A 14,302-nucleotide genomic window follows, 5' to 3' on the forward strand; every position below is an offset into this window, starting at 1 on the left:
GGAAGGATTACTTATAACGCATGTCATCTCGTACCTAAAGTGCCCCCAGTCGAGTCCCGAACCACTCTGTTAAAAAATCAAGATAGCTCCGTGTCTTGTCAGGGAGATAATGGCGACTACGGAACAACACGACCATACTGCCATGCTCATTCCAGTAAGGCTGTAATAGCGGTATGAGCTCTCCCGCCTCGAGCGCAGCACGCGCGGCAAAGGTCGGCATATAGGCCAGTCCAAATCCCGCTTTAGCTCCCTCAACAACACCCAGCAGATTATTGATCATCAATCGTGAATGCGGCTCGACGTCGAGTGGTTGGCCGTTGAGTGAGAATCGCCAATGGGCACCAAGGTCATAATTGCCGTAAAACACAGTGTCGTAACGGGGTATCTCAAGCGGATGAGTTGGCGGTTCGATACGCGCCAAATAATCAGGAGCTGCAAAAAGTCCATAAACCACTTTGCATAAGGGACGCGACACCATGCTCGACGGTGGCAACGGCCCCATGCGAATGGCTAGATCAACGCTTTCATCAACCGGATCAAAACGCTGATCCTCAAGCAGGAGCTCAACGCTGATATCAGGGTAGCGGCGCATAAAGGCAGTGGTAGGCTCAGCGAGATACATATAACCGAACGTCACCTGAGCGCTTACCTTGAGCTGTCCTCTTGGTCGAGATGTCACCGACTGAACCTGCGCCTCGGCCGATTCAAGCTCTTCTCGTATGCGTAGGCCATGCTCGTAATAGATCCGCCCAGCCTCGGTCAAATACAGTGATCGAGTAGAACGATTCAACAAGCTGACGCCTAACTCTTGCTCCAACGCAGCAACGCGCTTGGATACCAATGATTTGGAAATACCGAGCCGGCGTGCCGCACTGGTAAAACTGCCTGCCTTAACCACCTCAACGAAGACTCTGAGCGTATCCAGAACAGCCATTATATTCCCTTCTACACGTTTCTATTTGTCATTGTGTCATATATGGAAACTTAGGATTTCAATTGTATGCGCTTATTCCGCAATCTTTGCTCCGTTATACTTCACTTATCCAGCACTGCTTCCGGTTTCCGTTCTAGAGCTTCCATGATCGGCTGACAGGAAAAACATGTAGGTCATCGGGTTGATGCTCGACGCTTACATGATTGCATTGTGGGCTATCACGCTATAGCAAATTAGAGATTGAGGGCCACTGGATGATCCTGCTGCTTGGCCCAGCGGCAGTGAGACACACGGCGCCACTTTTTGAACAGTTTCAGCAGAGATCAAGCGCCTGATTATTTCTTTGACTGTGAGCTGTCTATCTGCAGTTGCATCGCTGCAGGAACCACAGCTGATATCGGCTATTTAATGGACCTTTATCCGCAATGCTTGAATCTCTCGCTCCTAAAGCTGCCATTACTCCACTAGCAGTGGGTAGCAGCACGAGACTTGGCAGCATTGCGACCCTGACCGTGGGAGTGGTGACTATTATTGGCATTCTTGCCACCAGTATCACTCCCGGGTTCGCGCACCGGCTACGCTGCACCGAGCCTCGCATACGGGGCTTTGCGCTCGGTATTAATGGGCATGGTGTGTTGACGATGCGCGGTTTTCCATTAGCCCTCAGGTCGGCGTATTTGCCAGCCTGGCCATGGGGTTCAATGGTGCTTTCAGTGCAGTTGTACTTCCTTTATGCGCCATTGGTTGCTCTGCCTAGAGCAACCGGCGCATCTTTTACTGACTGATCACTTCTCGATAGACAGTTACTATTTATATTGCGTTTATCCAAGCGATTTCATGTTATGCGTCAGCCTCTTTCCTGAACGCTGACACCAAGCATCGGATGCCAAGACGCCGCTGAGCCATTTGGCTCAGCGGCGTCTTATAGGCAGGGCTAAAAGTTTAGTTACTTAACTGGGAAGCCCCCCGGTTCCACCATGAATATTAGAAATCCACCTTGGCCATAAACCCACCGACGATGGCATTGTCCGTATCACTATTGCCCCCGGGATGAATGACATATTGCACATTGGGACGCAGTGTCAGCCAATTAGCCATATGGAAACCGTAGTAAATTTCAGCGTCATACTCTTCACCCTGGGCAACGAGATAACCGGGTGACGCGGGGCCAGCCAAATCCTCGTTGCTCCGTCGCGTGTAGCGATCATAGTTGTCGTTGACGTTGGCCCAGGCTAGCCCGATACCAAAATCATCCTTGGGTCGTGCATCGAAAGGCCCCGTATAGCTCATACCAATAGAGATATACTTATCGATGTATGCCGTATCCTTATCATTCCAAGTGCCCATGGAAAACAGCGACATACCTCGTGACGCATCGCCATTGTGCGTTGTGACCTGTTGCTGGATGACATAGTAGGCACCGACACGATAATCCTTGGTGCCTTCATCGTCTGCGTCATAATCGGTCGCATCGGCAGTGCTGTAATACCCACCAAGCTTGTACTTGCCGGCCAATCCTTCTGCTCCCAACTTAGGGGTCCAACCAAACTCTACCGGGATCAACGTGCCGGTAGTGCCACTATGCTTGAGATCAAGGCCATGATCAGTATCAAGATTGGAAGGATTAATATTGAAAAAGCCGATCTGAGCGTAATACGCAGGAGAGAAATTCCAGCGTGCCGTCGTCGCCCATTGACTTACCGGCCAGTTATACCAGATACCGCCAGCCTGGTTACCCGGTTCGCCGCTGCCTAGGAAGAGGTTCTGAAAATTACTGTCAATGACGGCAAAATCATCACCTACAGGTATCCGGCCAACCTTGATAGCTAATGCATCATCATAAAAGCGCTGGCGGTACCACAGCTGGGTAATACGAGTAATGTTACCGCGGCCATGAACCTCCTGAACCGAGGATACGTTGCCCGCCGCAGGATTCACTAGACGGTCAGCAGTCAAATCATCGCCATTACGATCGGTCAGCGTGAACTGGAACTCTGCATTAGAAATACCCAGCAATTTGTCTAGATCAAAATTGATTCCTGCTGTCCACTGATCGCTATAACGAACAGTACGGTCATGATCGTAGCCGCCATGGGCATTCCAGGCCGACTCTGAAATGTAGCGAAGATCGAAATCGATTCCCTTATTACTCAGCTCACTACGCTTGCCGTTCCAGTCACCAAACATCCAGGGGGAATCCTGACCGAACGCGGAATAGGCCTGAGCCTGACCGCAGGCACACCACAAGCCAAGCATAAATGTCGCGTAATGAAATCTTTTGTTCACTGTTCATCTCCCCCTTACGTAAGTTAGGCACCACCTAAACTTAATTGTACCTTAATATTTTTCCTCTCTCACGTTAACGTACTGATCGCCAAGATTTATTAAACTTTAGTCTCAAAATAAAGCCTCAATCCCAAGCTGATGAATGGCATGTTTTGTTTTGGCCAGAACAGAATAACTGTGTACATACAGTAACGGCGTGAATTAGCTTTTCGATCTACTGCCAGGAAACAGGCAACAATTCTGTTGCCTGATAAAAATCATCCCCATCTCAGGAAGGCCACGTCCAATTGTATTCCAATATACCTTGGACGCTTTTTTATTCATTTTCGATATCATCTTCTCTTGATCACCTCATACGTTTCATACGTCTTACCTTGACATGCCGATCTCATCACTAGCCCACCTAATATTGTTACGCGTGGAGTGTAAGCATGCTCCACACACGCCGCCTCAGTTGAGCAAATCCACTGCGCTATGGAATGTTAGTTATGGCAATTCCAAAGCGATAGCACCATCAGAAGTATCGCTATTCAAACATTCGCAGTACTGGGTAGGGAGCGGCAAGTAATGACGATACTGACATCTCGAGTTGTCATCTGGGGGGTGGTTACGCTTGTGGCAACTCTGGGCATATGGGGCATCTATGAACGCCTTAGCGCTACAGAAGCACGAGCCACACTGGCAGAGGAACAGCTTGAACATGCTCGGCAACGCGAGCAGCAGAAGGAACTCGTCATTAGTGCACTTTGGCAAAATGCCGCCACTATCGAGTCACAGCGACGAGAATCTAACGCGAGAATGAATGAACTGACACGCCTTGCCTCTAACCGACTGGCAGCGATCAAGGAGCTACAAAATGAAAATACCGACCTTCGCGACTGGGCCGCTACTCGCCTGCCTGATGCCGTTATCCGCATGCACAAGCACCCCGCCTACACCGGCGCCGACGCTTATTATCAATCAATGCGCGACACCGAGCCCATGCACACTGCCAGCGTCGAATCCGAACAATAATGGCGATTTGAATCTGCAACTGGAACAGAGCGAAGTAGCCTGGGCGCAATGCGCTGTTAAGGTCGACACCATCATTAACTGCCATGCCAATGCGCAGCAGGAAGGTGAAGCTAAGGAGCACGTCGAATAATGATATGAACTACACGTGTACCGATAAATGCTTTTGTTATGGCGCGCTGCATTCATACAAGCAAAAAAAAGCCTTGGCATAAAAGCCAAGGCCGAAATAACAACTGCATGTTCAAAGTGATTATCGGCACAGCATTCATTTACTTTAACCGCGGAGTGAATCTTTTTTACGTCATGACATAAACGCGTGGGCAGTACGTGATACTGGCCCGCTGCAGCTCATCCTACGATAGTTCTCGCCCCTTACGCTCATAGCTGTCTGTCGCTCATTCTCCGTATCGGCGGCTTTCATCTGGTGCAAGGGGTAATAGCGTTTTTTCTGGTATTTTTTGCATCGTCATGCAGAGCGCGCTTTTTCGTGTAGAATCAGTCTACGATATTAAGATAATTCTAAAGTATTAACATACAAGCGCGTATCAGCGTACAAATTCATGCTATTTGTATTAATACTTTGCCAGTAGGTAAAAGTAACGATTGCTCAACTACGCAGAAACCGCATGCTAGATAGAAGCATCCAACGCTAAACTAGAGCGCTGTTATGACCAACACGCTAAGCAACGCTGAAAGACAATACATATGGGAAACGCTTGCTGAAGTGTTTGTTGATAACAAAACCAACTATAGCGTCATCGCCCAAGGACTCAAAGGTTATGACTTAGCCTTATTGGAAGAGGCTTTTTTCAGGGAGGTAGCGCCAGTATGCCATGGCCATCATACCGCCCCGATCCCCCCTACCTGGGCAGGATTCGATGCTCAATGGCTAAGTGATGCTATTCAGAACCATCTGCGCCAGCGTAAGCACAGTATACTTTATCGGATCAAAGACAACATACATTCCCGATATCTGCAGCGGACGCTACAAGGGGAGTGGTATTCCATTGAGCAAGCCTTGATCACTATTTACAAACGCCCCTATTAACCGATGCCCTCCCGCACGCCTAGCGCACCGTATACTGCGTAATCAAACGTCGTGCCCCAAGATAGTGTTTGTCCCAGTAAGCGCTATTGATCGAGCTGATACGAATGTTCGCCCCCGTCCGGGGCGCCTGGATAAATTTTCCATTACCAAGATATACGCCGACATGGTCAGCTGCACGAAGAGTATGAATCTGAAAGAAAACTAGATCACCACGCTTAAGGTTATTCCTGCCTACTAATGGCGCCTCCTCAAGGCGATACATCTCATCAGCGGTCCGTGGCAGCGGAATACTCAATAAATTACGGTAGGCATAGTAAATCAGTCCGCTACAGTCAAAGCCAGCATGAGGTGACGTCCCCCCCCACAGATAGGGCTTGCCTAACTGATCCAACAGCGTAGCAATAGCTTCCTGTTGTCTTTTCTGCGTATGTTGAAGCGATTTCTTCTTGAGTGATACGGAACTCTGCCGTGCTGAACGCTGTAATGGCAAAGAAGACGAACCACCTTTTTCCGCCCGCTTCTCTCGAAGCCTTCTGGCTCGTAGCTCACTTTTTGTCCCATGAGCGGGCTGGATAAGATGATGAGAATGGGCAAACGCTTTCTGTACAAATGGCGTCGGCACCGATGGTAAAAAGGAAAAAAGGAAAAAAATAAAAAAGAGAACAAAGAATCGCATGAAGCTACTACTCGATAAATTTTGCCGAATGGCGAGCCTGATACGCTCTAATAAAGAAAGAAGGAAATCAGGCACACCCTAGTGATATCACGCGATACGGCCAGAGTGTAGCTGTAGCTTTACCAAAAGCGCTTTGAGCACAAAACGTACAAGCCCAGCGAACAAATGAAGCTCAAAAGGAATCTTGAGTGCGGGCAAGCACTATTATCACGCCAAAACATGCCGCTTATTCACAGATCTTATCTCCTTGCACAGGCTAAAATAATACCGACCTAGATAATAAAAAATGCTTTAGGCGTGAAATTAATCAAGGAGCGCGAACCAAATGCGTCGAAAATATCATTATCTGGTCGCTGATCATCGAGGCCGGCTCTTCGATGAATCACTAAGCGCCACCCCAAGGCTCGCCGCACGTATATACTGCCGTGCCTTGTTTTACCAGCCACTTCCTGGTGCATGGTGCCTAGTGTGGGCCTGGCTTCGCTTTCGTGGTTATCGCACCATCACTCTTTCAGAGGCGCTCACAACACAAGGTAGTGGTTAGAGAACATTAGCTCACCTTGCGGCGGCTTGGCTTAGAGTATTTAAAGGGCCGCCTTTAAGCTTTTTATGAGGCTACAGAAGTGACAAAGGAACATTTTATAAATGCAAGGATGGCCGAAGATGGTTTACGAAAGCCATGCAATAAGGCCATTTAATTAGTAAACGTCCTCTTATCATTATACCAATACACTATCTAAGCATTAGTTTTAAACTATGTGCGTGACCGACATCATGAGTATCAGGCAATAAAAAAATTACTCACATGCCTTTTATCTTCACTGCCGCAAAGAGGCTGGATACGGCACTCTTGAAATCGCTTATATACTTGAGAGCCAAGTTCAACATAACCTAACACACACAAACCTAAAAAAATGGTTATAACCATATTGCACCATTCCATACTCTTTGCACTCGCAGTTGATTGAATTTCTACCGACAGTGTTAAGCGAAGTAATGACAGTTTTCTTACAATCAGATAAACAAGCCATGACTAATCGGATTGGCATAATTCATCACTTCACTTTATCGCTATCCACTCATTGCAAGCGCCTATGTATAAGCTACTTCGTTTATTTCAAACTCCTTAAAATAGAGGAAAAATATCCTTATTCATAGTAATCACCCGAAAACCCACCTGATCCCAACACAACAACCGCTATCAACAACTAGCGAAACGTTTTTACAGCCGTAGCGCCATAACAGGATTCATTAGATTCCTATCAAAACGTCCCACGCTTAAATCATCCCTACCTATACCCGATATACCTGCCCGCGCTATGTCTCCCTCCCCGAAAATACAGACATAGTCATGATCTTTCTTTGTACCGTGGGCATCTACATAGCAAACGTTGGGCACCTCCCACTGTAGGCCTTCATGCCAATATTCTGCTGGGGTTGATTTTACACTACTCAACCCACAGCTATAGAAACGGAAGCAAAACGGATCGTAACGGTTTTGTAGAACAAAATATTAAATATTACTTAAAAATCGTTGTTTTTTAAGCAGTTTTTATCTACTTCAGCTCTAATGGTTCAATAACGCTTCTTAACAATTTAATGTTTGTACAATTAATTCGGCGTTGTTAAGATGAATTTACCCTGATGAGCATGGATGCTCACCTACGTAGTGACAGGATGTCACTACGTAGGATATAGAACGAAAGGAATAGCCTTTTTGTGCATGCATCACGGATCGATGCAAGCAGCAAAAGAATCAAGGCTTAACATCGTTAAGGGTTGGTGACTTTGCCTAAGAAACACATTTTGACTCTGAAGCAAGTGAAGGAGGTCATCACCACGACAATGAGTTGCGAAAGATAGACCTCATAGCAATATGAACAACTCAGTGCTGCCTGGAAGGCATTGATAGCGCTAGGAAACAAGGATGTTTCCTGAGCTGTTCGAAGGAAAAGAAGAGCTTAAGCTCTTCTTTTTTTATTCAATCGTAGAAATTTTACAGGTGTTTGTCGGCTATAGCCCACTAGCGGCTGGCAACTTAAGCCCTTCGTCATTAGTACTAGTGTTTAGCATCACCGCTGGATGCAGAACATACTAGTTACGTCTCTCGCCATAACTGTATTTTGTAGTTGCTATCTAGCGCAAGCATGCACCGCTTATCACCGTACTTAATGCGACCATGCAAGGGATATGAGAAACTAGCTGCTTTTTATAGCTCATGCCTTTGTGCCACGCTTTATTCTTTTGGCAAATGAAAGTCCACGGCTCAGCATCTTCACGGCACGGGCTCTTTTGAACATGCCCAAAACACTTTAAATTCATACCACTATCATGCCATCCAAAATCTCCGAAACCTGCATGAATACTGGCGTACCGCTTGCTAATGCCGCTCGCCGTTTTTCCGTTGCACCGATGATGGACTGGACGGACCGGCATTATCGCGCCTTTGCACGTTGCCTGACGCGACGAGCACTGCTTTATACCGAGATGGTAACGACCGGTGCGATCCTGCACGGCACACCTCGTGAGAGGTTTCTTGGTTATCACGAAACAGAACATCCTCTCGCCTTACAACTCGGCGGCAGTAACCCGGCTGAGCTTGCCAAATGCGCGGTGATTGCTGAGCAATGGGGATATGACGAGGTCAATCTCAATGTCGGCTGTCCAAGTGACCGTGTGCAGAACAACCTGATTGGCGCTTGCCTGATGGGGCATCCGAAACTGGTCGCCGAGTGCATAAGAACAATGCAAGATGCGGTATCGATTCCCGTTACGATCAAGTGCCGCATAGGTATTGACGACCAGGACGAGGATCATGATCTCGAGTGTTTTATCGACACTGTGAGTCAAAGCGGCTGTGACATTTTTACCATCCACGCACGCAAGGCGTGGTTACAGGGGTTGTCGCCTAAAGAGAATCGCGATGTCCCGCCACTCAACTACGCACGTGTGCATCGTCTGAAGGCGAAACATCCCGAGTTACATATTGGGATCAACGGCGGTATCAAGACGCTCGACGATTGCCTCGAACAACTTAGGCATGTCGATAGCGTCATGGTCGGACGTGAAGCGTATCAGAACCCTTATATATTGGCGGAGATAGACCAGGCCCTGTACGGCGCCACAACGCCGCTCCCCACCCGCCATGAAGTACTTGCTGCTTACCGCGATTACGTAGCTCAGCAATTAAACGCTGGTAGCAAGCTTAATCATATGACTCGTCATATTCTGGGTATTTTTCAGGGTTGCCGCGGCGGGCGAGCCTTTCGTCGTCATCTTTCCGAGAATGCATTTCGTCCCGGCGCGGGTCTTGACGTCTATGATGAAGCCATAGCACTGGTAGCCGATCTATCGACTAGCTCAGCCTGATAAAACAAGGCCTCAGAGTGCCCTGAGGCTGTACGACGCCAATACTTGGCGTCGTTTTTTTGATCGAATTTCAACAGTCCCCACCCCATCTTTCCGCTGCCAAAGCAGGCGCGCAGCGCATTTCTTCATACCACTAGCGATCTTTGATGACATTGCTACCGTCGGATCGTCAGGGTCATCGTGCTTCGGGCCGTTTCCGATCCGCGATTAAGTTAAATGCACGGCGCAGGAGATAAATCCGCATCAATCAAGGAGACAGTCGCGTCACCCGCGCAATGATGTTCTAGACTTCTGGTGGATACGTTGCGCCAGGTCATTTACTTACGTGCTTTCGAGCCACCATTAGCTGTTCGAAACGGACGTTGACCCCGCAAGGATGCGGCCACGACGCGCTCAAGGCGCGTCGTGTCGTTTCAGACCATTAAACGTTCAAGGTTGCGCTTGGCGCTTTACACGTCGAGCCGTTGAATCGGATAAATTACTGAACAAGGAGCTACACATGCGCATCAAACTCCCCGGCAAGTTCGGTTTCGGTACTGCCCCACTAGGCAACATGTTTCGTGATATACCTGATCAGGAAGCTATTGCTACCGTCCGGGAGGTGTGGGATCAGCAGGTTCGCTACTTTGACACGGCCCCGCAATACGGTGCGGGTTTGGCTGAATTACGCCTTGGCGAAGCCCTGCGTGACGAACCGCACGCAGATTTTATCGTCAGCACCAAGGTCGGCCGGCTGATTTCTCATGAGACAGAGCAAAAGGAAGGCATCTTCGCCAACGGACGACCCAACAAGATTACCTACGATTACTCCTATGATGGCGCGCTACGTTCAATCCAGGAAAGCCTTGAGCGCCTGAATATGGACCGTGTCGACTATGTGTGGATTCATGACTGTGCCGAAGATGCCCATGGCGAACACTGGCGCGACGTATTCGACGAGGCAATGAACGGCGCTGCCAAGGCACTGACTCGTCTTCGTGAAGAAGGCGTGATCAGAGGTTGGGGACTCGGCGTCAACCGCGTCGAGTCCTGCGCCTTGGCGCTGGAGCAAGCCGACCCAGATGGCTTTCTGCTCGCCGGTCGCTATACGCTACTCGATCATGACAATGCGCTTGAAAATCTGCTGCCCGAATGTGAAAAACGTGGCGCAGGTGTTGTCGTGGGCGGCCCCTACAACTCCGGCCTACTGGCTGGCGGCGAGCACTTCGATTACCAGAAGGCGCCGCAGGAGATGATTGACAAGGCGCGGCGCATCAAGGAAATCTGTGATCGTTTCGAGGTTGATATCAAAGCCGCCGCGCTGCAATTCAGCATGGCCCACCCGGCTGTAGCCGCAATCATTCCAGGCGCCAGCAAGCCCGACCGCATAGCGGAGAATATTGCGATGTCTGAAATCAGTATTCCTGCGGAACTTTGGCAGAACCTCAAGCAAGAAGGCTTCTTGCCTGAGCACGCACCGGTGCCGAAGTCATAATTTTAGTATGTCGTGACGCGTGAACATAAGCGCGCTTATCAAGCCAATCGCCAGTGGGTGGCGATTGGCTTTTTAGATTCTCACTTACGCACCCTGCTTTTTCGAACATTCGTGCAGGTCGTGCTCGAAATTACAGCAGGATGATCACCACATGCTTTGTTAAGTACGCGTCACGGCGTATTCGCCAAGCATTGATATTGCAACTAGCCTTTTAAACGACTCTTGTAACAACGTGACGGTAGCGTGGCCGCGTGGCAATTCACACGTGCCTATGATCTGCATGGAGGCAAGCACGATGAGTGAACAGGTGGGAGATTTCATCATTCGCCGCTTGGGTGAATGGAACATTACGCGCATTTTCGGATATTCAGGTGATGGCAACAACGGCATCATGGCCGCGTTGAATCGTGCCGGGGATCGTGTCGAGTTCATTCAGCCCCGTCATGAAGAAATGGCAGCCTTCATGGCCTGTGGGCATGCCAAGTTCACCGGTGAGGTGGGCGTGTGTATGGCCACCTCCGGCCCGGGTGCAATCCATCTGCTGAACGGTCTTTACGATGCCAAGAAAGATCACGTACCCGTTGTCGCGATTGTCGGCCAACAGGCTCGTACTGCCATTGGCGGCGAGTACCAGCAGGAAGTCGATCTGCTCTCCCTGTTCAAGGATGTTGCTGGAGACTATGTGCATACAGCAACCAGCCCGGCCCAGGTACGCCATTTGATTGACCGCGCAGTGCGCATAGCCAAGGCCGAGCGCACCGTAACAGCGATTATTGTTCCTCATGATTTGCAGTCTCAACCCGCCGTTGATACACCCGCCCATGCCCACGGTACAGTGCATTCGGGAGTCGGCTATAGCGCGCCGCGCACGGTCCCACACGAAGAGGATCTGCAACGCGCCGCCGCCGTCCTCAACGAAGGCCAGCGTGTTGCTATTTTAGTGGGAGCCGGCGCTCTCAATGCTACCGATGAGGTTATTGCCGTTGCCGACAGGCTTGGCGCAGGCGTGGCCAAGGCCTTGCTCGGCCGCGCGGTACTTCCTGATGACTTGCCCTTCGTTACCGGCTCGATCGGTCTGCTCGGCACCAATCCCAGCTGGGAGATGATGTCAAACTGTGACACCTTGCTGATGATTGGCACCACGTTCCCCTACTCCGAATTCCTGCCTCAAGAGGGACAGGCACGCGGCGTACAGATCGATATTGAAGGTCGCATGCTCAGCATGCGCTATCCGATGGAAGTCAATCTGACCGGTGACAGCGCCATGACATTACAGGCACTGATGCCCTATCTGCAGCACAAGGAGGACCGTAGCTGGCGCGAGCATATCGAAGAAAGCATCACCCAGTGGTGGCAAATCCTTGAAGAGCGCGCCATGGCCAATGCCAATCCGGTCAATCCGCAGCGCGTATTCTGGGAATTATCGCCGAAGCTGCCTGATAACTGCATCCTGGCCAGTGATTCGGGGTCAGCGGCCAATTGGTACGCTCGCGATCTCAAGATTCGCCGCGGTATGAAGGCGTCGCTGTCGGGCGGGCTTGCCACCATGGGCAACGCCGTGCCCTATGCGATTGCTGCCAAATTCGCCTTCCCCGAACGCGTTGCAATTGCGCTGGTAGGTGATGGTGCGATGCAGATGAACGGCAATGCGGAATTGATCACCATCGCCAAATATTGGCGGCAGTGGCAAGATCCACGCCTGATAATCATGGTACTCAACAATCAGGATCTCAATCAGGTGACCTGGGAAATGCGCGTACAAGATGGTGACCCAAAATACGAGGCATCTCAGGATTTGCCCGACTTTCCTTACGCGCGCTACGCCGCCATGCTCGGGCTGGAGGGAATTGAAGTCAGCGAAGCGGATACGCTAGCGGCTGCCTGGGACCAGGCGCTTAGTGCCGATCGTCCGGTGGTGCTCGAAGTGCACACAGATCCCGACGTGCCTCCGTTACCCCCGCATATCAAACGTGAGCAGGCCAAGGCCTACATGTCGGCACTGCTGCACGGTGATCCTGACGCAATGGGCATCGTCAAGGCGTCATTCAAGCAATTTACGCGCAATTTCACTTCCAAATAGCGCAGTATTTGCACAAGCGTTAAAAGACACGCTGCAAGACATCTCTTGCAGCGGTTGACACATCGTTAGGGTTCTTCCAGCGTCGAATGGAAGTATTCCACCGCGCTTTCAGCCTCATCCATCTCCGCAAAACGCGCAATATGAAAGAGCGCTTCTCCTTCATTAGCCAGCGGCAAATTATTCATGCCGATGACGATACCATCTGCCGCAGCAATGACATCCTGCTCTTCTGCACCGAACGGCCCTGCTACGGCGCCAAGACGTTGCCCCTTGACCACGCGAGCCCCGAGTTTAACGCGTGGACGCAAGATTCCATCGATGGGAGCCCGCGCCCAGCTTGAACCCTTGGAGACTTCCGAAGCTGGAATCTTGTGGCCGCCACGACTCGCCGGCAACATTTCCAACAGCCGCATCACACGCAGTACTCCTCGCGTTCCTGATACGATGGCCCACTCATCGAATCGCAGTGCTTCACCTGCTTCATAAGTCAACACAGGTACGCCCTTGCGCTGGGCATATTCACGCAGGCTACCCTCACGCAGCTCGGCATTGAGAATCACCGGCGCGCCGAAGGCTTCCGCCATCGCCCGGGTCGTCTCACTGTGTTCAAGCTGCGCGCGTATCTGTGGCAAATTAGTGCGATGAATAGCGCCGGTATGCAGGTCAATGATGTGCGTTGCCTTGTCAACGATCTCTTCGCGCAAAAGCGCAGCCATGCGTGAGCCGAGCGAACCGGACTCGCTCCCCGGAAAGCAGCGGTTTAAATCACGGCGATCAGGCAGATAACGCGAGTGCTGAACGAAACCGAACACGTTGACAATCGGCACCGCAATCAGGGTACCACGCAGCCGGTTTAGCGCCGATGAACGCAGCAGACGGCGCACTATTTCAACACTGTTGATTTCATCACCATGAATCGCGCCACAGACCAGCAATACCGGGCCGGGCCTGCGGCCATGTATCACTTCGACGGGAACATTCAGTGGCGCATGGGTATAAAGCTTGGCGATCGGCAACTCAATACGTTGACGCGATCCAGGCGCCACGCGCGTACCGGCTATTTCAAAAGGGGCGCGAGCCATAAGGCGTACATCTCGGTCAGAACGGTAAAAAGGACGTCGTGATAACCATTATTCGGCGAAAAACAGTGTTTCTTTATATAGCTTCTGACGATAAATAGCGAATCCCACCGGTTATTAACGGTTGGTGCTGGCAATAAAACAGTGCTGATGACGAGAAAATTCCGGCGCCAAGCCTCCAGCAACAGGACAGTGTACGAAGGTCTACACGAAGGTCTAAAAATTGCCGAGCGTTCAGGATACGAACCAATGCTAAGCTCTTGCCACGGTAAAGATTGCCAAGTTGCCACTGCCGATGAATAGATAAGCGTCACTCAGCATGGCCTGTAGCCTATTACTTAG

General features: G+C 50.4%; 11 protein-coding genes. 7 read left to right on the plus strand and 4 right to left on the minus strand.

Annotation, left to right across the window (positions count from 1 at the left end):
- Positions 1-34: 34 nt before the first annotated feature.
- Entirely contained in the window at positions 35-934 is a 900-nt protein-coding gene (locus C3Z11_RS07515) for a LysR family transcriptional regulator (protein WP_106477319.1), read from the minus strand.
- Positions 935-1,359: 425 nt separating this feature from the next.
- Between C3Z11_RS07515 and C3Z11_RS17260 the strand changes: the two genes are divergently transcribed.
- Positions 1,360-1,719, plus strand: a complete 360-nt coding sequence (locus tag C3Z11_RS17260) for an LrgB family protein (RefSeq protein ID WP_106477320.1) — start codon at positions 1,360-1,362, stop codon at positions 1,717-1,719.
- Positions 1,720-1,918: 199 nt separating this feature from the next.
- Here the strand turns inward: C3Z11_RS17260 and C3Z11_RS07525 are convergent, their stop codons facing one another.
- Positions 1,919-3,220, minus strand: coding sequence for a carbohydrate porin (locus C3Z11_RS07525; protein WP_262927289.1), 1,302 nt, complete (start codon positions 3,218-3,220; stop codon positions 1,919-1,921).
- Positions 3,221-3,787: 567 nt separating this feature from the next.
- Between C3Z11_RS07525 and lysB the strand changes: the two genes are divergently transcribed.
- The 3 genes from lysB (at position 3,788) to C3Z11_RS07535 (ending at position 5,282) form a co-directional block, all read left to right on the plus strand.
- Positions 3,788-4,234 (plus strand): Rz-like lysis system protein LysB, encoded by a 447-nt coding sequence (gene lysB / locus C3Z11_RS07530; protein WP_106477322.1) that lies wholly within the window; start codon positions 3,788-3,790, stop codon positions 4,232-4,234.
- The gene (lysC, locus tag C3Z11_RS17265) at positions 4,122-4,364 is read left to right on the plus strand and encodes an Rz1-like lysis system protein LysC (RefSeq protein WP_394810200.1); all 243 of its coding nucleotides are present in this window, start codon (positions 4,122-4,124) and stop codon (positions 4,362-4,364) included. The genes lysB and lysC overlap by 113 nt, the downstream gene beginning before the upstream one ends.
- A gap of 537 nt (positions 4,365-4,901) precedes the next feature.
- Positions 4,902-5,282 (plus strand): DUF7079 family protein, encoded by a 381-nt coding sequence (locus C3Z11_RS07535; protein ID WP_106477323.1) that lies wholly within the window; start codon positions 4,902-4,904, stop codon positions 5,280-5,282.
- 19 nt (positions 5,283-5,301) lie between these two features.
- Here C3Z11_RS07535 and C3Z11_RS07540 read toward each other — a convergent pair whose 3' ends face one another.
- Positions 5,302-5,958 (minus strand): C40 family peptidase, encoded by a 657-nt coding sequence (locus tag C3Z11_RS07540; RefSeq protein WP_106477324.1) that lies wholly within the window; start codon positions 5,956-5,958, stop codon positions 5,302-5,304.
- Positions 5,959-8,316: 2,358 nt separating this feature from the next.
- On the opposite strand from C3Z11_RS07540, the gene dusA reads away from it, so the two are divergent.
- The 3 genes from dusA (at position 8,317) to C3Z11_RS07555 (ending at position 12,881) form a co-directional block, all read left to right on the plus strand.
- On the plus strand, positions 8,317-9,327 hold the full coding sequence (gene dusA, locus C3Z11_RS07545) for a tRNA dihydrouridine(20/20a) synthase DusA (RefSeq protein WP_106477325.1): 1,011 nt from the start codon (positions 8,317-8,319) through the stop codon (positions 9,325-9,327).
- 499 nt (positions 9,328-9,826) lie between these two features.
- The gene (locus tag C3Z11_RS07550; RefSeq protein WP_106477326.1) at positions 9,827-10,801 is read left to right on the plus strand and encodes an aldo/keto reductase; all 975 of its coding nucleotides are present in this window, start codon (positions 9,827-9,829) and stop codon (positions 10,799-10,801) included.
- A gap of 295 nt (positions 10,802-11,096) precedes the next feature.
- Complete coding sequence (locus tag C3Z11_RS07555; RefSeq protein ID WP_106477327.1) at positions 11,097-12,881, plus strand: thiamine pyrophosphate-requiring protein; 1,785 nt, start codon at positions 11,097-11,099, stop codon at positions 12,879-12,881.
- A 65-nt stretch (positions 12,882-12,946) separates the two neighbouring features.
- Here C3Z11_RS07555 and C3Z11_RS07560 read toward each other — a convergent pair whose 3' ends face one another.
- Complete coding sequence (locus C3Z11_RS07560; protein WP_106477328.1) at positions 12,947-13,963, minus strand: succinylglutamate desuccinylase/aspartoacylase family protein; 1,017 nt, start codon at positions 13,961-13,963, stop codon at positions 12,947-12,949.
- Positions 13,964-14,302 lie beyond the last annotated feature (339 nt).

Origin of the sequence: Phytohalomonas tamaricis, from assembly GCF_003012345.1 — a bacterium.
Taxonomy (GTDB): domain Bacteria; phylum Pseudomonadota; class Gammaproteobacteria; order Pseudomonadales; family Halomonadaceae; genus Phytohalomonas; species Phytohalomonas tamaricis.

What these genes read in the sequence shown, in the direction of transcription:
- C3Z11_RS07515 (WP_106477319.1), bottom strand. Translation starts at nt 934, where the DNA reads ATGGCTGTTCTGGATACGCTCAGAGTCTTCGTTGAGGTGGTTAAGGCA.
- C3Z11_RS17260 (WP_106477320.1), top strand. Translation starts at nt 1,360, where the DNA reads ATGCTTGAATCTCTCGCTCCTAAAGCTGCCATTACTCCACTAGCAGTG.
- lysB (WP_106477322.1), top strand. Translation starts at nt 3,788, where the DNA reads ATGACGATACTGACATCTCGAGTTGTCATCTGGGGGGTGGTTACGCTT.
- lysC (WP_394810200.1), top strand. Translation starts at nt 4,122, where the DNA reads ATGCCGTTATCCGCATGCACAAGCACCCCGCCTACACCGGCGCCGACG.
- C3Z11_RS07535 (WP_106477323.1), top strand. Translation starts at nt 4,902, where the DNA reads ATGACCAACACGCTAAGCAACGCTGAAAGACAATACATATGGGAAACG.
- C3Z11_RS07540 (WP_106477324.1), bottom strand. Translation starts at nt 5,958, where the DNA reads ATGCGATTCTTTGTTCTCTTTTTTATTTTTTTCCTTTTTTCCTTTTTA.
- dusA (WP_106477325.1), top strand. Translation starts at nt 8,317, where the DNA reads ATGAATACTGGCGTACCGCTTGCTAATGCCGCTCGCCGTTTTTCCGTT.
- C3Z11_RS07550 (WP_106477326.1), top strand. Translation starts at nt 9,827, where the DNA reads ATGCGCATCAAACTCCCCGGCAAGTTCGGTTTCGGTACTGCCCCACTA.
- C3Z11_RS07555 (WP_106477327.1), top strand. Translation starts at nt 11,097, where the DNA reads ATGAGTGAACAGGTGGGAGATTTCATCATTCGCCGCTTGGGTGAATGG.
- C3Z11_RS07560 (WP_106477328.1), bottom strand. Translation starts at nt 13,963, where the DNA reads ATGGCTCGCGCCCCTTTTGAAATAGCCGGTACGCGCGTGGCGCCTGGA.